We start from the raw sequence: 21080 nt of genomic DNA, 5'->3' as shown, positions 1-21080 counted from the left end.
GAATCGGGCCTACTTCGCGATGTTCAACGTCGTCCGGCCGATCCGGATCGAACCGCCGATCTCGGCGGGGACCGGCCGAGTCACGCGCTGGCCGTCCAGGTAGGTGCCGTTGGTGGAGCCGAGGTCCTCGACCCACCACTGGCCCTCGGACAGGAACAGCCGCGAGTGCCGGGTCGAGGAGTAGTCGTCGTCCAGGCGGATCTGGCAGTCCGAGCCGCGGCCGATCACCACCTGGTCCTCGTGCAGGGTCGCACCGACCCCGGCCTGCGGCCCGTCGGCGATCGTCACCGAACCGGGCAGGCCCTTCTTCTTCTTGTTCGGCTTGGCCGGTTTCGGGGTCCGGCCGGGGGCCGGCGCGGCCGGGGCCAGCGCGCGGCTGTCCACCTTGGCGCCGAACAGGTCCGAGCGGATCACGGACAGCACCGCCAGGACGAACATCCAGAGCAGGGCCAGGAACCCCAGTTTGATCAGGGTCAGCGTCAGTTCCGACATGGAAGTCCGGTCACCACCCGCTGCTCGGCGGCTGGGCGATCGGCTCGTCCGCCAGGCGCAGCGTCATCGTCGTGTTCCCGATCCGTACCGTCGATCCGTCGACCAGCTCGGCCTCGGCCGCGCGGCGGCCGTTGACCAGCGTGCCGTTGGTGGAGCCCAGGTCGACCAGCACCACCCGGACCCCGCCCGGGCCTTCCGGCATCAGCCGGATCTCGGCGTGCCGGCGCGACACCCCGGGGTCGTTGATCTGGATGTCGGCGTCGGTGCCGCGGCCGAGCACGACGCCGGGCGGGTTCACCGGGCGGCGGCGGCCGTTCACCTCCAGCATCACCTGCGGGTGCCCGCGCCGGATCGGCGCCGGCTCCGGGGGCGGCGGGGGTGCGCTCTGCATCACGGTCTGTCCGGCGTACGGATCGTCGTACTCCTGCGGGGGCGGGGGCGGCTGGGGCCGGGAGCGCTGCTGCGTCCCGACCGTCTGGCTGACGACGCGGAACTTGCCGGTCGGCAGGTCGTCCTGCTGGGTCAACTCGATCTCGATCGGTCCGGAGAAGGTGTAGCGCTGGATGTCCGCGTGGTCGCGGAGCTCGTTGGCGAGCTCGTGGTTCAGGGTGCGGCCGTAGGCGTTCAGCCGCTCGAAGTCCTCCGGGCCGAGCTCGACGGTGAAGTGGTTCGGCACCAGCCGGCGGTCCCGGGACAGGATCCGGGCGGTGTTGTCGATCTCACGCTTGAGCGCGGCGGCCAGCTCGATCGGCTCCACGTCCCCCTTGAAAGCGCGCGCGAAGACACCGCTCACGATGCCCTCCAGGCGTCGTTCGAAGCGCTGCAGCGGTCGCACGCGTCCTCCTCCAAGTCGGTCCTCGACTGGTCCCTGCTTCGGCACCAACCATCGGGCTTGCCGTTCGGCGCCCTCGGCAGGCTCGCCGTACGCGGTGTTCCCCGGACGGCCGGGGAGCACACCTGGTACGACGATCGATCGTATCGGGAGGTTCGACCCAACCCGCAATGCAAGAGTCCGTCAGATTGCATGCTAGTGTTTTCCCTCGGTTGGGGATGGCGCTTCGAGAGGCCGGAAACAGCCAGCGCGCGGGTGGCGGAATAGGCAGACGCGCACGGTTCAGGTCCGTGTGCCCGAAAGGGCGTGGGGGTTCAACTCCCCCCTCGCGCACAAGCAGTATCGAAGTCCCGGTCTCACCCGACCGGGACTTTTTGTTTGCCCAGATTTACCGTTCCGGGCCGCGAGACCTGTGTCACAGGGCCCGGCGCCGGAGATACCTTCTGCCATGGACGCACTCGAGCTGACCGGGCTGACCAAGACCTTCGGGGACCAGCGGGCCGTCGACGAGCTGGCGCTGACCGTGCCGAGTGGGTCGTTCTTCGGGATGCTCGGGCCGAACGGCGCCGGCAAGACCACCTCGCTGTCGATGGCGGTCGGGCTGCTGCGGCCGGACAGCGGGACGGCGCGGATCTTCGGGGTCGACGTCTGGGCGGACCCGGTGCGGGCTAAAGCCCTGGTCGGCGTACTGCCGGACGGGCTCGGGATGCCGGAGCGGCTGACCGGGCGTGAGGTGCTGACGTACCTCGGGCTGCTGCGCGGGCTGGAGCGGGCCGAGGTGGAGGCCCGGACGCAGGAGCTGCTGGAGGTCCTCGAGCTCGACCAAGAGGACGACAAGCAGGTGATCGGCTACTCCACCGGCATGCGGAAGAAGCTCGGGCTGGCGGTCGCGCTGCTGCACGCGCCGCGGCTGCTGGTGCTCGACGAGCCGTTCGAGGCGGTCGACCCGGTCTCGGCCGCGACCATCCGGACGATCCTGAACAGGTTCATCGCCGGCGGCGGTTCGGTGGTGATGTCGAGCCACGTGATGGCGCTGGTCGAGCAGCTCTGCGACCGGGTGGCGGTGGTCGCCGCCGGGAAGGTCGTTGCCTCCGGCACCGTTTCTGAGGTGCGCGCGGGCGGGTCGCTGGAGGACGCGTTCGTTGCCCTGGTCGGCGCGTCCACGCGCGGCGCGGAGGGGCTGTCGTGGCTCTCGGCCTGACCGTCGCGACCGGCGGCACGCTGGTCCGGATGCGGCTGGCCGCGCTGCGGCACTCGCTGCGCGACCAGAGCAAGGCGGGCTGGTTCGCCAGTGGCGTCTTCGTCGGTGTGGTCCTGGCGGGCGGGACGGTGTGGCTCGCGTCGCGCGGTGACCACGACGTCGTCGCTGTGGCGATCGCGGTCTGGATGCTGGGCTGGGTGATCGGTCCGCTGTTCGCGGGTGGCGGCGACGAGACGCTGAAGCCGGAGTACTTCACGATGCTGCCGCTGCCGCCCCGGGCCTTGTCCGGTGGGCTCCTGGCGGCGGCGATGGCCGGAGCGGCTCCGGTGGTGAGCCTGCTGGCTCTGCTCAGCCTGGTGGTGGTCGGCGCCCAGCTGTCGCTGGTCGCCGTACTGGTGTCGGTGCCGGCGCTGCTCCTGCAGTTGCTCTGCTTCGTGCTGGCCTCCCGCCTCGCTGTCGCTGTGTACGGCGTACTGCTGCAAGTCAGGTCGGGCGCCGTGCTCGCTGCCCTGGTCAACGCGTTCATCCTCGCCTTCACCGCCCAGGGCTGGGCGCTGATCGCGGCGTACATCACCACGGACGTGCAGGGCGCGATGGCCCAGGCAGCCCGGATCGCACCGTCCGGCTGGAGCCTGGTCGCTGTCGAGGCCGCCGGTCGCGGCGACTGGCTGCAGATGCTGCTGGCCCTCGCCGGCTTGGTGGCGCTGGCCGGAGCGATGTTCGTCGCCTGGTCAGCCCTCCTCGTACGCCGGACGACCGCGACCCGCGCAGGTGTCCGACCGCGGCGGCTGCTGACCGGCTCGGACGCCCGCAGCGCGGCCAACGCGAAGGAGCTCCGCACCTGGAGCCGCGACCTGCTCTACGGCCACCAGGTCGTCTTCGCGTTCGGGTACGGGCTCTTCTTCTGCCTGATGCCGATCGCCGTCGCCTGGAAGGGCATGCTCCCGTACGCCGGCGCCGCGACCGTGGTGATGGGCGGCGCGATGTTCGCCAACCTGTACGGCGCCGACGGTACGGCGTGCTGGTCGACGCTGATGGTCCCCGGCTCGGCCCGGCCGGACATCCGCGCCCGCCAGCGCGCGTTCCTGCTCGTCTTCGGTCCGCCGGCGCTGGTGATCACCGTGCTGTTCACCTGGTGGTCCGGCACCGACGCCTGGCCGATCGTGGTCAGCCTGCTGCCCGCGCTGCTCGGCGGTGCGGCCGGGCTGATCGTGCTGGCCTCGGTCTACGCCACCGTGCCGACCACCGACGCCCACAAGCGCTCCGGCAACCCGCTGAACACCGGCGGCAACGAGGGCGAGGCGATGGGCCTCGTCTACGTGATGCTCCTGCTGATCTCGCTGGCCGCCGCGCCCGCTCTGGTCGTCGCGCTGCTCGCCGGCTGGTGGGGCCTGCCGGTGGGCCTGGCGACCGGCGTACTGGCGTGGTGGTGGTTCGGCGAGCTCGCCGCTGCCCGGTTGGACGCACGCGGGCCGGAGCTCCTCACGCTGCTCCGGCACGGCCGCACGACGAGCGACCAGGCGAGCCCCTCGGCGCTGTCCGCGAAGATGGAGCTGCTGCCGAAGTGGCAGCGCTACCTGACCTTCTTCTGCCTCGGCTTCGGCGCGATCCCCCTGTTCCCGCAGGCGGTCGTCCCAGCGATCTTCAAGCTCACCGACAACCCCGCCCGGGTGTGGTTCCTCGCCCTGTACGCCCCGGGTCCGTGGCAATGGCCGGTCATCGTCGCGATGGCCCTCCTCGGGCTGGGCATGTACAGCTACGGCGCGGCGACGTACTACCGCGCCAGCAAGCTCACGCTGCCGCAGTCACCGGAAGAGGCGGTGCAGCCGGCCTACTGAGGTCGCGCGGTGCCGGGCCGGGCGGGGTTCGGCGTTCGGGGCCGAGTGGCGGGGGTCGCCGCGGTGCGGGGTGGTGTTGGCGCCCAGGAGCATCCAGGCGGCGAGGACGGCGGCGGCAACCAGGCCGAGGATTCCGGCGAAGTCGGTGACAGTCATGGCGATCTCTCTTCACGGGCTCGGGCGGGGAGCGACTGGCGGTACACCGGTAGTGACGGCGCGCTGAGCGGAACGTGATGGCACTCTCGTGCCACGAGTGCCAGGGCGTTCGGATGGCGCAGCAGTGCCGGATGCGGAGCGGGGGCTGCTCGCCACTGCGCCGTTCCGCCTGCTTAGGTGGAGCTTCGAGCACTGGAGGTGGGGCGGCATGGACGGTGCGTTGCTGGACGCCCGGGAGGAGCAGGCGTACCGGTTGCTGGTCGGGCTGTCGGTCGCGCGGGCTGCCGAGCTGGCGGAGGTCGCCGAGCTGCCGCAGCAGGAGGTCGACGAGCTGCTGCAGCGGCTGCAGGCGAAGGGACTGGTCGCTGTGCTGCCCGGCGATGACCCGGTGTTCCGGCCGCTGCCGCCGGACGTAGCGCTCGGTACGACGCTGCTGCGCCGCCAGGAGTCGCTGGAGTCGGCCCGGCAGACCGTGGCGTCGCTCAGCGAGGAGTTCCGCGCCAGCGCGAGCCGCCGGGACGCCCACCACCTGGTCGAGGTGATCGTCGGCGCGGACGCGCTGCGCGACCGCCTGCGTGACCTGCAGGAGTCGGCGCGGGAGGAGATCCTCTGGTTCTGCCGGGCCAACCCGCTGGCGATGCAGGGCGCGGAGAACACCGAGGAGTACGGCGCGCTGAGCCGCGGCGTCCGCTACCGGGCCATCTACGAGCGGGCGCTGCTGGAGACACCCGGCGAGCTGGACACCATCGCCGAGGGCGTCGGCTGGGGGGAGGAGGCCCGGACGCTGCCGACGCTGCCGGTCCGCCTGGCGATCGTGGACCGGGCGACCGCGATCTGCCCGCTGGTCCGCGACGACGAGGCGGCGATCGGTGAGCCGACCGCGGCGATCATCGGCCGCGGTCAGCTGCTGGACGCGCTGCTGGCGCTGTTCGAGAGCCACTGGGAGGCGGCGACGCCGGTCAAGCTGCAGCCGGACGAGGCGGAGGAGGGCGGCGAGGGGCTGGACGGCTCCGAGCGGTTCCTGCTGTCGCTGATGGTGGCCGGCGTACCGGACAAGTCGATCGCGTCGCAGCTGGGCATCAGCCGTCGTACGGTGCAGCGCCGGCTCGACCGGATGATGGACCTGGCCGGCGTCGACACCCGCACTGGGCTCGCCTACCAGGCGGCCCGGCGCAAGTGGTTGTAGTGCGGCCCGGGCCTGTCGCCCGGGCCGCACCGTGTCCTACTTGAGCCCGTAGGCCCGGATCACCGTCTGGGTGACCTTGTTGCCGGCGTTGTCCGCCGCGGAGACCCGCAGCGAGACGGTGCCCTTGCCCGCCGGGACGACGGCGACGTAGTGGCCGAAGGCACCGACGGCGATGATCCGCCGCCAGCTCTTGCCCTCGTCGAACGACACCTCCGCCTGCAGCGACGTCGACCGCGCTGCCGGAGCCCCGGCCTGCTGCTGCACGGTGAAGCCGACGACGTGCGTCCGGCCCGGCACCCGCCCGGTGAGGTCAGCCGGTACGTCGTACCCGACCTGCAGCAGCGGCAGCGCCGACGCCTTGTCTTCACCGGCCTTCTTCGACCGGAAGTCCCACGCGGTCTGGGTCTTCGTCGCCCAGTTCCACTCGCCCTCCGGGTCCTGCCGCTCGGTGCTGAGCTCCAGCCGGTACGCCGCGTCGCCGCTGGTCGTGGTGACGTCCTGCCACGCGTCCGGCAGCTCGGCCACGACAGCACCGTTCCGCTTCAGCACTGCGGAGGAGGAGGTCGTCTCGCCGAGCGTGTAGTGCCCGGCCGCGTCCACGAACGACGGCACCCGCAGCGAGAACCGGTCAGCGGTCCGGGTCGACACCAGGCCCGGTGCGGCGGCCGGACGGACCACCGGCTTGAACCAGCTCTCGCTCGACGTACCGGTCTTGTACGAGCGCGGCACCGAGGTCATACCGCCCTGCAGCGGGTTCATCGTGTCCCACGTGTAGAGGTGGTGCACCCGGTGCTGCCAGAGCGTGTCCCCGGAGCTCACCCACTCCTCGCGGACCTTCGGCGTCTCGACGAAGCGCTGCGAGTCGTTCCACGAGTAGTCCTGCCACGGGCGCCAGCCGAACCGCTGCTCCTTGGCCCAGCCGAAGCCGCCGTTGTCGGCGTACGACGTGTTGACGCGGGCGCTGTTCGCCGCGGTCACGTGGTAGTCGATCTTGGCCGGGATGCTGCCCTTCGACACCTGGAACACGTCGTACAGGTACGGGCTGGAGGTGGTCAGGGTCAGGTCGATCGTCGCGCGACCGGCCTTGGCCCGCTGGACCAGCTTCGCGCCGTCGGCGGCGGTGGTGACCATCGCCGGGATCGGCTCGCGGTCGCCGACCGGGCGCCAGACCGTCCACGCCGACCAGTCCGCCGGGCGGTACAGGATGACGCCGGCCGCACCGGCCTTCGCCGCCGCCGCGATCTGGTCCTGCTCACTGCCGTTGCCCCAGCCGTCCTCGCTCGACGGGATGACGGCGACCGCGCCCTTGACGCCCTTCAGATCGGGGCCGGGGGCAACGAGGCTGAACCGCTTCCTGCCCTCGTACGACGGCGACTGGTGCAGCAGGTTGATGTCCATCGGCCCGGAGATCCCCGGCACCGACGCCTGCACCAGCGGCGCGACCAGCTGCCAGCGCGAGGCGAACTCGTAGCTGCCGCCCTGGACCGGCTTGGTCGGCGTCACCAGCACCTGGCTGACCGTGCTGAAGTGCATCACGCCGTGGGTGATCTTGCGGCCGTTCGGGTACTCGCGGTGGACGTAGTAGCTGAGCACCGCCTGCTGCTCGGACGGCTTCGGGGTGTGGATGGTGATCGGCGCGGCCTTGCGGGCGTCGATGACGAGCTCGCGGTCGCCGGTGACCACCACGTTCGGGTCGGTGATCAGCGTGGCCTTCTCGACCTGCGCGTCCCGGGACTCGACCAGGCCGTGCACCAGGTAGGTGCCCTCCTCGACCTCGGCGGTGGCGACCTCTCCGTTGTCGAGCCAGCCGAGCACGTCGGAGCGGGCGTTGTCGCCGTACAGGGCGACCACCGGGACCGCGGTCGGCTGACCGTCGAGACCGATCCCGCGGAAGGTGACCTTGTGCTTCGGGCCCGACTTGAGCGCGCCGACCGCGGTCCGGACGCTGACGCCGTTCGCGCCGGTGGCGACGATCCAGCCGCTGAACAGGCCGCGGTCCAGCTTCGCCGGGTCGAGCGCCAGCTGTATGTCGGCGCTGCCGCCGGCCGGGACGGTCACCGTCGCCGGTACGCCGAATGCGTCGGTCTCCGGCTGGTGGCTGTCCAGGTTGTCGATGTCCGTGGCGAGGTTCAGCGTGATCGCCGCGGCGGTGTCGTTGCGGTAGGTGATGGTCCGCGTGGCGGCGCTGCCGCCGACCAGGGTCAGCCCGAAGTCGGCGATACCGGTCGCGTCGACCTTCTGGGTGACCGCGCGGGCGACGTCGACCCGGCCGGTGCCCTGGGCGTAGACGCTCAGGTCGGGCGTCGTCTTCGCCGTACTGGTCAGCGCGTCCTTGAGGCGCCCGGCCTTCCAGTCCGGGTGCTGCTGCGCGAGCAGCGCCGCGGCACCGGCGACGTGCGGCGTGGCCATCGACGTACCGGAGGCTGCGGTGTACAGGTCGTCGAGCGGCTGGCCCATCGCCGTACCGGCCGCGCGGGCCGCGACGATGTCGACACCCGGCGCGGTGATCTCGGGCTTCAGGCCGGAGTCGCCGACGCGGGGGCCGCGACTGGAGAAGTCCGCGAGCGCGTCGTTGCGGTCCACCGCGCCGACCGTCAGCGCGGCCGCGGCCGCACCCGGCGAGCCGACCGACTCGTCCGCGCCGTCGTTGCCCGCAGCGACGACGAACAGGGTGCCGGAGGCCGCGGTGATGTCGTTGACCGCCTGGCTGAGCGGGTCGGTGCCGTCGGTCGGGCCACCTCCCAGGCTCATGTTGACCACCTTGGCGCCCTCGGCGGCCGCCCACTCCATCCCGGCGATGATCCAGGACTCGTACCCCGAACCGTCGTCGCCGAGCACCTTGCCGACCAGCAGGTCGGCCTTCGGCGCGACACCCTTCCGGGTCCCGCCCGCACCCGCGCCGGTCCCGGCGATCGTCGCCGCGACGTGCGTCCCGTGGCCGAAGTGGTCCTCGGTGCCGGTCGGGCTGCCGGAGAAGTCCTCCGCCTTCTGCACCTTGCCGGACAGGTCCGGGTGGTTCGCGTCGACGCCGGTGTCGAGCACGGCGACCTCGACGCCGCTGCCCTCGAACCCGGCCTGCCAGGCGGCGGGGGCGCCGATCTGGGGAACGCTCTTGTCGAGGACCGGCTTCACCTTGCCGTCGAGCCAGATCTTGGCGACGCCCTCGTCGAGGGTGCGCGCGGTCTTCGTCGCGGGCTTCAGGGAGTTCCAGAAGGCGGGGAGCTCGGCCTTGCTCGCGGTGACGGCCGCGCCGCCGATCGACGGGAGGGCGCGGGCGTTCGACGTACCGGGGAGGGACTGGACGCGCGCGGTTGCGCCGTCGTACCGGACGATCAGGGGGAGGGACTGCGTGGACGCGTCGCCGAACCCGTCGGCGATCAGCTCGTCGACGTCGAACAGGTCGGCGTCGACCATGCCGGTCGACACGTACGGGACGACGTCGCTCGGCAGCACCCGCAGCCCGCCGTCGACCTCGACGGTGTGGAACGCGACCTGCTCGCGGCCCGCTGCCGGCTGCACCGTCGCCGCCTTCTTCCCGGCACCGGCGTCGGTCACCTCGACGACGTCACCGGTGATCAGCGTGACCTTCTGCGACTTCCCGGCCTGGGGTGTGGCGGCCGGTTGAGCGCCGGGCGGGCCTGGTGGTGCCGCGGTAGCGGTCAGGCTCGACGTGGCGGCCAGGGCGAGTGCGGCCGCGAGGATGGCGGCACGACGCTTGCTTGAGGACATGAGCGGACTCCTTCGGAGGCTAGGGGCAGGCACCTCGTGCTGAGGAGTCTGCGGTCCCGCGCCGCCTTTGTGCCCTGTCCATCCCTGCCCTCCGTGTGACATGGCGCATGGACGCCACCAACGTTGTAACGCAGCGTTCACAAGACCTGTCCGGCGCATGTGCTGTGCGCGACGCCGGGTGAGGTGCAGGATCAGCGCATGACGGCACAGATGGTCGCGCGGCGGTGGGCGTGGGTCGGGACGTTCGTGATCGGAGCGGCGCTCTACCTGGCCGTGCTGGCGGTGCTCACCGACACCAACAACCCGAACCTCTTCCCGACGCTGATCCTGCTCGGCGCGCTCGTGGTCCCGCTCACCTTCGTCACCTTCGCCGCCGGCCGCTCCGGACGCTGGCTGATCGACGGCCCCACCCTCGGCGGCTGCCTGCTCTTCGGCGGCGTCGTCGGCGTCGCCGTCGCCGGACTGCTCGAGTACGACGCGATGCGGCGCCTCGGCACCCTCCCGATGGTCGGCGTCGGCCTGATCGAGGAAGCCGCCAAACTCGTCGTCCCGGTGATCCTGGTGATCTTCTTCGGCACCCGCTACCGGCACTCCATCGGCAGCGGCATCATCATCGGCGTCGCCGTCGGCACCGGCTTCGCCGTCCTCGAAACCATGGGCTACGCCTTCGTCGCCCTCCTCCAGTCCGGCGGCAACGTCGGCGCCGCCGAACAAACCCTCTTCATCCGAGGCCTCCTCTCCCCCGCCGGCCACGCCGCCTGGACCGGGCTGACCTGCTGGGGCCTGTGGCGCTTCGTCGTCACCCCCACCGGCAAGCATCTGCTCGGCTTCCTCGGCATGTACGCCCTAGCCGTAGCCCTCCACTCCACCTGGGACGGCCTCGGCGGCCGCATCACGTACGCCGTCGTCGGCGCAATCTCCATCGGCCTACTCCTCCTGGGCCTCCGCCACGCCCGCAAACAAGACGCGCCGGCTTAGGTTTTCCCCCACGCGGGCTCCTCCGTTCGCTAGCGCTCACTACGGTGCCTGCTCCCACCCGCCCTGGGTTCGGTGCGCGTGCTTCGCCCGCTTCCTTTGGCGGGCTGACGCCCGCGTGCGCGCTACCGCGCGAGCGACCACTGGCCAACACCCCGCGTCGCGTGCCGCGCGGGCATCGAGTGGCTGGGCGGTGTCGCCCCGAGCCCGCGTCCGCGTGGGTGCCGCCGGACGAGCGGCACGTGCTGTGTCCGCTTCGTGTGGCGGGCCAGCCCGTGCGTGCGCGCTGCTGCGCCAGCAACTACTGGCGGGCTTCTGGCCCGTTCCGCGCAGGGCATCAGGTGTTGGGGTGGTGCCGCGCTCTAGCCGCGTGCCGTGCCAGGGCGTGCGATCAGGCCGACCAGCGGGCCCGTAGTACCCCGTCAGGGTCGATCAGGACGCCCTTCAACAGCGGGTTGTACTCGGGTTCGGTGAGGGGAATCGCGGCGGCCGCGACAGCTTCGGGCGGGTAGTGCTTCAGGGACGGGTCGTGCATCAGGACGCTCTGGATGACGCCCGCCGGGTTCTCCCACACGTACTCGACCGAGTCGTCGACGCTCGCGCGGACGGCTTCGAGGTCGGTGGAGAGGTCGGGCCAGACGGTCAGCCGGGCGCGGGGTGCGAGGTGGAGGTCGGTGACCGAAAAGTCTGCGGTCAGCCGGTGCCAGCGGGAGTGGTTCGTGAACGGGGACTCGCAGAGCAGGGCTGTTCCGTGCACCGCGATGAGCTCGGCGACCTGGGTCCAGAACGCGGCGTCGGCGGGCGGACCTGGTTCGTCGTCGACGTCCCAGGGGGAACTGTCGAGGCGAACCGGGAACAGGCCGAGCTGTACGGCGCTCGCGACGGCCGCGTCGCACGGGAGGTGGCTGCCGATGTACATGTACTGGTCCCAGCCGATGTGGACCGCGAACCGGCCGTCGGCCTCGAGGCGGCACCAGGCGCCGCTGTCTCGCAGCATGTCCCGGACCAGCTCGACGGCGACCGCGAGCGGTACGACGACGCCGTCGTGGTACTCGCTGAGAGACAGACCGGCCAGCTTTTCCCCGGCGATCAACCCGAGCTTCACCGGGCCGAAGGCGGCCGGCTCCCGGATGCTGAGTTCGGTGACTCCGCTCTCCTGGGCGAAGGCCTCGACTGCCACGAGGTACGCCGCCTCGCGCGGCCCGTGGTCGCTGGATTCGTTCTCCGGCCCGACGTACCGACCGTCGGACTTCCAGTCGCTCGGGTCGTACTTCGTCACCTTGTGGACGTACGGCAGCGGCACGCGGCGATGGTCTCAGACTTGGAGAATCTGGACATCTCGTTTGATGTGGACGTATTGTCCAAGCATGTCCACTCCCGAGATTAAAGCCGAGGTAGATCGCCTCGCGCCCATCGGCGAAGCCATCGCTCGGCTGTTGTCGCCGCATGCCGAAGTAGTCCTGCATGACCCCGCGACCGACCGCGTCGTGGCGATCTGGAACCCGTTGTCCGAGCGCCAGGTCGGGGCTCCCTCGTTGCTCGGGGAGCTGGACGAGATCGTCGAGAGCGGGCGGGACGTCTACGGGCCCTATCCGAAGTCGCTCGCCGACGGGCGGCGGCTGTCGAGTGTGAGTGCCGTCTTGCGCGGCGCCGACGGGAAGGCTGGGTTGGTGCTCTGCATCAACGTGGATCGGACGGCGTTCGAGGAGGCCGGGCGGATCTTGGCGGCGTTCGCGGCGCCGGTGAGTGGGCAGCCTCGGGTGTTGTTCGAGCGGGACTGGATGGAGACGTTGAACGACGTCGTCGGGGAGTTCGTTCGGGAGCGTGGGGTGACCGTCGAGCGGTGGGGGCGGGACGAGCGGGTCGAGGTGCTTGGGCGGCTGGAGGTGGCGGGGGTTTTGAGTCAGCGGCGGTCGGTGCCGGCGGTGGCTCGGGCGTTGAAGGTGAGTCGGTCGGCGCTGTACCAGCTGCTGGGTGAGGCCCGGAAGGAAGCGGGCGAGTGATGCTTCCGGACTTTCGGTTGGAGACGTACTTCTCGAGGTGGGAGTTCAGCGCCCGGTTTCATCTGACCGCGTCCGACGCGCAGTCGTTGCCGATGGATGAGTTGCTGGCGATGGCTGATGACGACGGGCGGAGGCGCTGGGAGGAATTGCAGCTCGGGTACACCGAGACGCGGGGCCTGCCGGCGTTGCGGGAAGAGATCGCCAGCACGTACGACGGGGTGTCGGCGGATGACGTGATGTCCTTCGCGGGCGCGGAGGAGGGGATCTACCTCGCGATGCGGGTGCTGCTCGAGCCCGGGGATCACGTGGTGGTGCTGACGCCGAACTACCAGGCCGCGGAGACGATTCCCCTTGATATCTGTGAGGTTTCGGGCGTCGCGCTGCGGGCCGAGGACGGGTGGGCGCTGGACGTCGATGCGATCGAGAAAGCCCTGAAGCCGAACACGCGGATGGTGTCGGTCAACTTTCCGAACAACCCGACGGGCGCCGTACCGGATCCGGAGAGCTGGAGAAGGCTGGTCGAGCTGTGTGACGAGCGTGGGATTCGGCTGTTCAGCGACGAGGTCTATCGCGGGCTGGAGCTCGGTCGCGAATCGTTGTCTCAGGCAACTGATTTGTCGCCCAAAGCGCTGTCGCTGAACGTGATGTCGAAGGCGTACGGTCTGCCGGGGCTGCGGATCGGGTGGATCGCCTGCCGCGACCGCAGCGTTCTCGACAAGCTGGAGCGCGCGAAGCACTACACCTCGATCTGCAACTCCGCGCCGAGCGAGGTCCTCGCGCTGATCGGCCTGCGCGCTCGCGATCGGCTGCTGGAGCGCAACCGCGGCATCGTCGCGCGCAACCTCCCGGTCTTCGCGGAGTTCTTCGGCCGGCACCCGGAGCTCTTCGAGTTCGAGGCGCCGCAGGGTGGCTGCGTCTGCTTCCCGAGGTACGCCGGTCCGGATGGCGTCGAAGCGATGTGCGCCGACCTGGTCGAGCAGGCGGGAGTGCTGTTGCTCCCGGCGAGCATCTACGCGTCGGAGCTGACCGAGACGCCCACCGACCGGTTCCGGGTCGGGCTCGGGCGGCTCGACCCCGAACCGGCGATCGATGCCTGGAGCAACTGGTTGGAGAAGCGATGAGGCTGGTCGGAATCGGCGAGATCCGGTCGGTGGTGACGCCGGAGCTGGTGTTCGGTGCGGTCCGGGAGGCGCTGATCGCGCACGCCGAGGGGCGGACGCAGGTGCCGAACCCGATGGTGCTCGACTTCCCGGGCGCGTCGGGTGACTGTCACGTGAAGGCCGGGTACGTCGACGGGTCGGCGCACTTCACGGTGAAGATCGCGAGCACGTTCGCGTCGGTGAACAACGGGCTGATGCTGGTGGTCGACGCGACCACGGGCGAGCCGGCCGCCGTACTCGCGGACGAAGGGCGGCTGACGGCGTGGCGGACGGCCGCGGCGGGTGCGCTGATCACGGACGCGATGGCGCCGGCGGATGTCGACGAGGTGCTGATCCTCGGCACCGGGGATCAGGCACGGCTGCAGGCGATCTGGCTCAGTCAGCTCCGGCCGCAGGTGACCTTCCGGATCTGGGGTCGGCGCCCGCAAGCAACCGACCGGTTGGTTGCCAAACTGAGTGCGAAGGGACTCACAGTCCGTCCAGCAACTGACATCGACACCGGGGCTCGCTGCGTGATCAGCACTACTCCCGCCACCTCCCCGCTTCCCCGAGAGCTCTTCCTCGACGCCGAGCACCTCACCGGCGTCGGCACCGACATGCCGGGCAAGGGCGAACTGCCGGTCGAGCTCTTCGCGGGAGCGACCGTCGTCACCGACCACCGCGGGCAGTGTCTCGACCACGGCGACTACGGCAACGCCGTACGGGCCGGAGTGATCGCCGCCGGCCTCGATCTGTCGGTCGGCGAAGTGCTGCGGGATGGGTTCACCCGCACGACCAGCAGGTCGATCGCCGACCTGACCGGCCTCGGAGTCCAGGACGCCGCGACGGCCTCCGCCGTACTCACCGCGTTCGGCAGGTAACAGCAAGCGGTTGCCGAAAAATTCAACTGGTCCGGTAAATCCCTGACCAGCGGCCGAACTGGTCTGTTGCGCAGTGCGCAACGCAGACTGCAGATAACGCTGTCAATTGCGCACATCGGCACAAAACCAGCGTAGTACACGCTCTCACGACTTAGTAACGGAACCTACTGAACTATTGACGCTCCTGGCCGAGTCGGCAATTCTCACTGCCACTGAACGACAGGTTCATACCAGTCAGCCGGGCCCGGTCCGGCTACTCCGCCAGAGGTGATCCGATGAAGTTCCGTTCCCTAGCCGTTGCCGCGGTCGCGGCGCTCTCACTGACCACGCTGGCCGCCTGTGGTGGCGGCTCCGACAGTGACAACGCCGCCGCCGACGGCCCGACCACGATCGACGTCTGGCTGATGAAGGGCAGCGTCTCCGACGACTTCCTCAAGCGTTTCACCGACGACTTCGCCGCGAAGCACCCGGACGTCAAGGCGAACGTCCAGATCCAGGAGTGGAACGGGATCGGGCCGAAGATCATCGGCGCGCTGGCCAGCAAGGACGCGCCGGACGTGATCGAGGTCGGCAACACCCAGGTCGCGCAGTACTCGGCCTCGGGCGGCGTCAAGGACCTGTCCGACAAGAAGTCCGACCTCAAGGGCGACGACTGGATCGAGGGCCTGGCCGGGCCGGGCAACTACGAGGGCAAGCAGTACGGCATCCCGTACTACGCCGCCAACCGCGTGGTCGTCTACCGCAAGGACCTGTTCCAGGCGGCCGGTGTCACCCCGCCGAAGACCCGCGAGGAGTGGCTGACCACCACGGCGAAGCTGAACACCGGCGGCAACCAGGGCATCTACCTGCCGGGCCAGAACTTCTACGTGCTGTCCGGCTTCATCTGGGACGAGGGCGGCGACCTGGCGGTCAAGGACGGCGACCAGTGGAAGGGCGCGCTGTCCACGCCCGAGGCGCTGAAGGGGATGGACTTCTACAAGCAGATCCAGGCGCTCGGCAAGGGCCCGAAGGACTCCGACGAGGCCAAGCCGACCCAGACCGACGTCTTCGCGCAGGGCAAGATCGCGCAGATGATCGCGGTCCCGGGCGCGGCCGAGCTGATCGCCCAGGCCAACCCGGCGCTGAAGGACAAGCTGGGTTTCTTCCCGATCCCGGGCAAGACCGCCGACAAGCCGGGCGCGGTCTTCACCGGCGGCTCGGACCTGATCATCCCGGAGGCCTCCGACGGGCAGGACGCGGCGTACACGTTCATCAAGGAACTCGCCGGTGAGCAGTGGCAGACCGACCTGGCCAAGACGATGAAGTACGTGCCGAACCGGACCGGGCTGGCCGGCTCGGTCGGGGCCGACGAGGGCGTCGCGGCGATGGCCGCCGGGGCCGCCAACGGCAAGGCGACCCCGAACTCGCCGAACTGGGCCGCGGTCGAGGCCAAGAACCCGATCAAGGAGTACCAGACCAAGGTGCTGACCGGTGGTGACCCGGCGGCCGCCGCGAAGGCGGCCGACGAGATCATCACCCAGGCCCTGAACACCAAGTAGCCGTGGCTGTCACCCACGTCGATCGCACGGCGGAAGACGCCCCCGCCGCCCGGACCGGTTCGCCGGCCCCCGGGCGGCGGGGGCGTTCCCTGCCGGGGCGTCTGCTGCCGTACCTGCTGGTCGCGCCGACCGTGCTCGGTACGGCGTACCTGCTGGTCTACCCGCTGATCCGCAACCTGATCATCTCGTTCCAGAAGTTCGGTATCGCCCAGCTGATCCGCGGCGGGGCCGACTTCGTCGGGTTCGACAACTACCAGCAGATCCTGTCCGACGGGATGTTCTGGTCGGTCGTCCTGCGCACCTTCGTCTTCACCGCGATCAACGTCTCGCTGATCATGGTGCTGGCGACGCTGATCGCCCTGCTGATCGGTGCGTTGGGCAAGCGAATGCGGCTGGCCGTGATGGGCGGTCTCGTGGTCGCCTGGGCGATCCCGGTGATCGCGGCGACGACCGTGTTCCAGTGGCTGTTCCAGTCCCAGCTCGGCGTCGTGAACTGGGTTCTGGTCGCGCTCGGCTTCGAGCAGTTCGACGGCTACGCCTGGTTCGCGAACGGCACCTCGACGTTCGCGATCATCGTCGTGCTGATCGTCTGGCAGTCGGTACCGTTCGCCGCCCTCACCCTGTACGCCGCGATGACGACGGTTCCGAAGGAGCTGTCGGAGTCGGCCCAGATCGACGGCGCCGGCGGGGTGAAGACGTTCACGCTGATCACCTTCCCGATCCTGCGGCCGATGTTCGGGCTGATCCTGTGCCTGGAGATCATCTGGGTCTTCAAGTGCTTCGTGCAGATCTGGGCGATCAGCCAGGGCGGCCCCGGCAACGCGACGCTGACGCTGCCGGTCTGGGCCTTCCAGGTCGCCCAGTCGCTGAACCGGTACGACCTCGGCGCCGCGATCTCGATGGTGACCGTGCTGATCCTGGCGGTCGCGCTGCTGGCCTACTTCCGGCAGATGTTCAAGGAGGAGGGGCAACTGTGAGGCCGCGGATCGGGCGGAAGATCTCGCTCAACGTGCTGGCGCTGATCGTGTTCGCCTTCTCGGTGTTCCCGGTCTACTGGATGGTGCTCACGGCGTTCAAGCCGACCAAGGACATCCAGGCCGAGACGCCGTCGTTCTTCCCGACCAACATCACCTTCACGCACTTCAGTACGGCGGTGAACGCCGACGGCTTCTGGCTGTTCTGGCGCAACAGCGCGCTGGTCGCCGTGTCGGCGGTGCTGATGGCGCTGGTGGTCGCGTGCCTGGCGGCGTACGCCGTGGCGCGGATGAAGTGGCGCGGCCGGCAGGCGTTCATCCTGATGGTGTTCATCGCGCAGATGACGCCGTGGGAAGCGCTGCTGATCCCGATGTACGTGATCGCCCGCGACACCGACATGCTCGACAAGCTGACCATGCTGACCCTGATCTACTTCATGGTCACGCTGCCGTTCACGATCGTGACGCTGCGCGGGTTCCTGAACGCGATCCCGGTCGAGCTCGAGGAAGCCGCCCAGGTCGACGGCTGCAACCAGTTCCAGGCGTTCCGGCGGGTGGTCTTCCCGCTGCTCGCGCCCGGGTTGCTGTCGACGTCGCTGTTCGGGTTCATCACCGCGTGGAACGAGTTCGCGTTCGCGAACCTGCTGATCATCAAGAACCAGGACCAGCGGACGCTGCCGGTGTGGCTGTCGTCGTTCAGCAACACGTTCGGCACCGACTGGGGCGCGACGATGGCGGCGGCGACGCTGTTCATGCTGCCGGTGCTGCTGATCTTCCTGGTGCTGCAGGGGCGGGTCACCGCGGGGGTTGCGGCGGGGGCGGTCAAGGGCTGACCGTACGGCCGGTACGCCTGCTGGCGTGCCGGCCGTCGCATCATCGGTAAGCGCGCTCGGAGACGTCCAACCGGACCTTGTCGGCGCCGAGCCAGACGCCGCTCAGGACGAACCACTCGTTGGGCACGTCATCGCGAAGCTCGCTGGAGCCGAGGTCGGGAAACTCGGCCGAGTACTCGCTCACGTGCATGCCCCGCTGCCGCAGCATTTCCTTCGCCGCACCGACCCGGAGCACGCCGAACTTGGCGCCCTCGAGCGGTTCGCCGGGGTCGGTGAGCGTACCGGAGTAGAGGGGATCCTCCCCTGGCCGCAGCGGGCGGCCGATCTCGAGCACTCCCTCACCCTTGAACGCCGTGTTCACGGAGATGGTGATGTTGCACGGTGCCGCGCCACCGATCGTGCAGCCCACCGGAGTCTCGCCGACGGTCACGAGGCGCACGTTCGATCCGTCGCTGAACGCGGCCGCGGCCTCCTTGCCGACCACGGAAGGGGTCGCGGGCTGCAACTTCAGCTCGAAGTTGATCCCGTGGTCCTTGAGCTCGCGGTTGAAGCGCTCGGTGTCGGCGTACAGGTCGATGACGGTGATCTTCAGGGTGTCGTTCTCGGTGGCGAAGGAGAGCGCCGGGCTGAGGGCCTCTGTGCGGTTGTCGTCGGAGCGCTCGTACGCCGTGACGGCGATCCCGCCGATCAGGCTCGCGGCGACGAGCGCGGGGACCAGGCGGCGGACGACGGGTCGGCGAGGGCGGAGCTTGACCGGAGCATCAGCCTCCTCCTGAGTTGTCCGCGCGAGCAACCCCTGCCAGGCGCCCTCGCGGTTGCGGGTGGCCTGCTGAACCTCTTCGGCGGTGACCGGGTCGAGGGCCCGGATCTTGTCCATGGTGTTCATGCCGATCCTCCTTCGTGAGCGGCGCCCAGCGGGGTGGCGAGGGCTGGTTCCGACCGGAGCAGGCGCTCGAAGCGGCGGCGGGCTCGGTGCAGCCGGATGCGGACGGCGTTGCGGGAGCAGTTGAGCGCCACGGCGACCTGGTCGACGTCGAGGCCCTCCCAGGCGATCAGTGCCAGGACTTCGCGGTCGCGGTCGGGGAGCTCGTTCCAGGCCGCCGCGGTGAGGGCCGTCGCCTCCGGAGAGGTGGACGAGGGCTGGGAGCGCGGTACGGCGCGGAGTTGCTCGGTCAGCGCCGTACGGCGGTCCTCCCGGCGGCGGTGGTTGGCGAGCGTGTTGCGGGCCACCGCGTACAACCACGGCAGCGCCTCCGAGCCCGCCGGTACGTCGTCGAGGCGGCGCCAGGCGACCAGGAAGGTCTCGGCGACCAGGTCGTCGACGTCGCCGCGGTTGGCGACTCTTCTGAGGTGGTAGGCGACCAGGGGGTCGTAGCAGTCCGAGAAGATGCGCTCGAACCGCTGCAACCGGTCGTCGTCCGGTGGACTGTTCTGCGTCATGACCCTCTTATGTCGGCCGAGGGCCCAGGATTTCAGTCCGGGAAGGTCAATCTGGTGGTGATCCGGTACCGATCGCCGCGGTAGACGGCCTGGGTGTACTCGATCACGGTCCGCTCGGCCGACCGCGTGGTGCGTTCGATCAGCAACGCCGGCGAGTGCAGCGGGACGTCGAGCTGGGCCGACTCCCGGTGGTCGGTGACGGTCGGCTCGGTGACCTGGACCGCGTCCTTCGGCGGTACGCCGTACCGGTCGCGGAGCAGGGCGTAGAACGAACCGGTCTCGAAGTCGCGGCCGGTGATGCCGGGGACGAGCGCGGCCGGGAGGTGGATGCGCTCGACGCACATCGGGATCGCGTCGACCAGGCGGAGGCGGACCACCGAGAGCAGCTCGGCGCCGGGCGAGACCTCGAGCCGGCGGCCCATCCGCGCGCCGGCGGGCTCGACCGCGAAGCTGATCAGCCGGCTCTGCCACGGGCTGCCTTCGGCGGGCGGGAGCGCGAAGTCGCCGGTCTCGGTCGGTTCGAGCTCCTGGTGGATCTTGCGGGCGCTGACGAACGTCCCGCGGCCGTGCTCGCGGACGACCAGTCCCTCGCGGGCGAGGTCGTCGAGGGCGGCGCGCAGCGTCGGCCGGGAGACGCCGAGCGACTCGCTCAGGCTGCGCTCCGACGGCAGCACCTGACCCGGTCCGCTGGAGTCGATCAGGGCCAGCAGCTGGTCGCGCGCTTCGGTCCGTCGCATCTCGAAACCTTACCAGTGGTCCGACCAGTGAGAGCGATACCACGGTTTATCCAAACTCTTGACTTAACCAGTTGAACCCGTCAGATTGCCAGGAGTGACCCAGTGGTCACACCCTCTCCGCCCCGAGAAAGGTGTTCACCATGGCTCGATCCCGCCTCACCGCCGCCGTCGCCGTCCTGGCGACCGTCGCGGCCGGCACCGCCGCCGTACCGGCGTCAGCCCGGACCGCGCCCGAGAAGGCCGCCGCCTGCGGTGCTTTCTTCGACGACTTCAGCTACAGCTCCCGCACCGACCCCGCGTTCACCGCCCACGACTGGAGCATCCGTACGTCGGCCGGCGGCCCCGGCGTCGGCGGCGCGACCTGGGCGGCGAGCAACATCAGCTTCCCGACCGTCGACGGCCAGAAGTCCCTGCAGCTCCGAGCGACCACGAACGGCACCGCGGGCGGTACGACGCACGCCCAGGTCCAGCAGAACCGGCAGCGCTTCTTCGAGGGCACTTACGCGACCCGCTTCAAGTTCAGCGACACCCCGGTCAGCGGCAACGACGGCGACACGGTGAACCAGACCTTCTACACGATCTCGCCGCTGCGCTACGACTGGGACCCGATCTACTCCGAGCTGGACATCTCCGAGTACCTGCCGAACGGTGGCTGGGGTGAGACCAGCGCGACCAACTTCTTCACCAGCTGGAACACCTACCAGGCCGACCCCTTCGACGGCTGGCGGGCGACCACCGCGCGGCGGCAGAGCCACGCCGGCTGGCACACGCTGGTCGCGACCGTCTCCGGCGGGCACGTGAAGTACTACGTCGACGGCGCGCTGGTCGCCGACCACACGACCGACGACGCGGGCCGGACGGTCTACCCGCGGCAGGCGATGACGCTGAACTACAACCAGTGGTTCATCGACCTGAACGGCCACTCCGGCGGCACCAGCGTCTGGGCGCAGTCGGCGGACTGGGTGTACTACGCGAAGAACGAGGTCCTGACGCCGTCGGCGGCGGCCGCGCGGGTGGCGTCGTACCGGTCGGCCGGGACGGCGCACGCGGACACGATCAGCTGCTGAAACAGTTAATGGTCAGTACGGTGAGACGGCCCCCGGTGACCCATGGACTTTCCGTCCCC

Annotated in this window: 19 protein-coding genes and 1 tRNA gene; 12 read left to right on the top strand and 8 right to left on the bottom strand. The window is 69.9% G+C overall.

The window, feature by feature from the left end:
• Positions 1-9: 9 nt before the first annotated feature.
• Positions 10-492, bottom strand: coding sequence for an FHA domain-containing protein (locus tag AB0M01_RS35060; RefSeq protein WP_363676800.1), 483 nt, complete (start codon positions 490-492; stop codon positions 10-12).
• A gap of 10 nt (positions 493-502) precedes the next feature.
• Positions 503-1327 (bottom strand): DUF3662 and FHA domain-containing protein, encoded by an 825-nt coding sequence (locus AB0M01_RS35055; protein WP_363676799.1) that lies wholly within the window; start codon positions 1325-1327, stop codon positions 503-505.
• A 246-nt stretch (positions 1328-1573) separates the two neighbouring features.
• Here AB0M01_RS35055 and AB0M01_RS35050 point away from each other — a divergent pair.
• The 3 genes from AB0M01_RS35050 (at position 1574) to AB0M01_RS35040 (ending at position 4363) form a co-directional block, all read left to right on the top strand.
• Positions 1574-1657, top strand: a tRNA-Leu gene (locus AB0M01_RS35050).
• A gap of 115 nt (positions 1658-1772) precedes the next feature.
• The gene (locus AB0M01_RS35045) at positions 1773-2525 is read left to right on the top strand and encodes an ABC transporter ATP-binding protein (protein ID WP_363676798.1); all 753 of its coding nucleotides are present in this window, start codon (positions 1773-1775) and stop codon (positions 2523-2525) included.
• The gene (locus tag AB0M01_RS35040) at positions 2510-4363 is read left to right on the top strand and encodes a hypothetical protein (protein ID WP_363676797.1); all 1854 of its coding nucleotides are present in this window, start codon (positions 2510-2512) and stop codon (positions 4361-4363) included. Before AB0M01_RS35045 ends, AB0M01_RS35040 begins: the two co-directional genes overlap by 16 nt.
• Here AB0M01_RS35040 and AB0M01_RS35035 read toward each other — a convergent pair.
• Positions 4331-4519 (bottom strand): hypothetical protein, encoded by a 189-nt coding sequence (locus AB0M01_RS35035; protein WP_363676796.1) that lies wholly within the window; start codon positions 4517-4519, stop codon positions 4331-4333. The two genes, AB0M01_RS35040 and AB0M01_RS35035, sit on opposite strands and share 33 nt — an antisense overlap.
• A gap of 208 nt (positions 4520-4727) precedes the next feature.
• Between AB0M01_RS35035 and AB0M01_RS35030 the strand changes: the two genes are divergently transcribed.
• Positions 4728-5705 carry a helix-turn-helix domain-containing protein gene (locus AB0M01_RS35030; protein WP_363676795.1) on the top strand — a complete coding sequence of 326 codons (978 nt, stop codon included), beginning with the start codon at positions 4728-4730 and terminating at the stop codon, positions 5703-5705.
• Positions 5706-5741: 36 nt separating this feature from the next.
• Here the strand turns inward: AB0M01_RS35030 and AB0M01_RS35025 are convergent, their stop codons facing one another.
• The gene (locus tag AB0M01_RS35025) at positions 5742-9434 is read right to left on the bottom strand and encodes a S8 family serine peptidase (protein ID WP_363676794.1); all 3693 of its coding nucleotides are present in this window, start codon (positions 9432-9434) and stop codon (positions 5742-5744) included.
• 198 nt (positions 9435-9632) lie between these two features.
• Between AB0M01_RS35025 and AB0M01_RS35020 the strand changes: the two genes are divergently transcribed.
• Positions 9633-10412: a PrsW family intramembrane metalloprotease gene (locus AB0M01_RS35020; RefSeq protein ID WP_363676793.1), complete on the top strand. Its 780-nt coding sequence runs from the start codon at positions 9633-9635 to the stop codon at positions 10410-10412.
• Positions 10413-10800: 388 nt separating this feature from the next.
• Here AB0M01_RS35020 and AB0M01_RS35015 read toward each other — a convergent pair whose 3' ends face one another.
• Positions 10801-11712, bottom strand: coding sequence for a hypothetical protein (locus AB0M01_RS35015; RefSeq protein ID WP_363676792.1), 912 nt, complete (start codon positions 11710-11712; stop codon positions 10801-10803).
• A gap of 64 nt (positions 11713-11776) precedes the next feature.
• On the opposite strand from AB0M01_RS35015, the gene AB0M01_RS35010 reads away from it, so the two are divergent.
• The 6 genes from AB0M01_RS35010 to AB0M01_RS34985 all read left to right on the top strand — a co-directional run bounded on the left by AB0M01_RS35010 (position 11777) and on the right by AB0M01_RS34985 (position 17777).
• Positions 11777-12412, top strand: coding sequence for a PAS domain-containing protein (locus AB0M01_RS35010; RefSeq protein WP_363676791.1), 636 nt, complete (start codon positions 11777-11779; stop codon positions 12410-12412).
• Entirely contained in the window at positions 12412-13533 is a 1122-nt protein-coding gene (locus tag AB0M01_RS35005) for an aminotransferase class I/II-fold pyridoxal phosphate-dependent enzyme (protein ID WP_363676790.1), read from the top strand. Before AB0M01_RS35010 ends, AB0M01_RS35005 begins: the two co-directional genes overlap by 1 nt.
• Positions 13530-14432 carry a hypothetical protein gene (locus tag AB0M01_RS35000; protein ID WP_363676789.1) on the top strand — a complete coding sequence of 301 codons (903 nt, stop codon included), beginning with the start codon at positions 13530-13532 and terminating at the stop codon, positions 14430-14432. Before AB0M01_RS35005 ends, AB0M01_RS35000 begins: the two co-directional genes overlap by 4 nt.
• Before the next feature lie 275 nt (positions 14433-14707).
• Positions 14708-15970, top strand: a complete 1263-nt coding sequence (locus tag AB0M01_RS34995; RefSeq protein ID WP_363676788.1) for an extracellular solute-binding protein — start codon at positions 14708-14710, stop codon at positions 15968-15970.
• A 2-nt stretch (positions 15971-15972) separates the two neighbouring features.
• Positions 15973-16947: a sugar ABC transporter permease gene (locus AB0M01_RS34990; RefSeq protein ID WP_363676787.1), complete on the top strand. Its 975-nt coding sequence runs from the start codon at positions 15973-15975 to the stop codon at positions 16945-16947.
• Complete coding sequence (locus AB0M01_RS34985) at positions 16944-17777, top strand: carbohydrate ABC transporter permease (RefSeq protein WP_363676786.1); 834 nt, start codon at positions 16944-16946, stop codon at positions 17775-17777. The genes AB0M01_RS34990 and AB0M01_RS34985 overlap by 4 nt, the downstream gene beginning before the upstream one ends.
• 40 nt (positions 17778-17817) lie before the next feature.
• On the opposite strand, the gene AB0M01_RS34980 is transcribed toward AB0M01_RS34985, so the two are convergent.
• The 3 genes from AB0M01_RS34980 to AB0M01_RS34970 are packed head-to-tail and all read right to left on the bottom strand — an operon-like array spanning position 17818 to position 19954.
• Entirely contained in the window at positions 17818-18663 is an 846-nt protein-coding gene (locus AB0M01_RS34980) for a hypothetical protein (protein ID WP_363676785.1), read from the bottom strand.
• A complete protein-coding gene (locus AB0M01_RS34975; protein ID WP_363676784.1) occupies positions 18660-19217 on the bottom strand; it encodes a sigma-70 family RNA polymerase sigma factor in 558 nt (185 codons plus the stop codon). The genes AB0M01_RS34980 and AB0M01_RS34975 overlap by 4 nt, the downstream gene beginning before the upstream one ends.
• A 32-nt stretch (positions 19218-19249) precedes the next feature.
• Complete coding sequence (locus tag AB0M01_RS34970) at positions 19250-19954, bottom strand: GntR family transcriptional regulator (RefSeq protein WP_363676783.1); 705 nt, start codon at positions 19952-19954, stop codon at positions 19250-19252.
• Positions 19955-20094: 140 nt separating this feature from the next.
• Between AB0M01_RS34970 and AB0M01_RS34965 the strand changes: the two genes are divergently transcribed.
• Entirely contained in the window at positions 20095-21021 is a 927-nt protein-coding gene (locus tag AB0M01_RS34965; RefSeq protein ID WP_363676782.1) for a glycoside hydrolase family 16 protein, read from the top strand.
• The last annotated feature ends 59 nt before the right edge of the window (positions 21022-21080 follow it).

This window comes from Kribbella sp. NPDC051770, from assembly GCF_040681455.1.
Classification (GTDB): domain Bacteria; phylum Actinomycetota; class Actinomycetes; order Propionibacteriales; family Kribbellaceae; genus Kribbella.
Note: the sequence above shows the minus strand (reverse complement) of the source record. Positions and strands in the feature narration are given on the sequence as shown.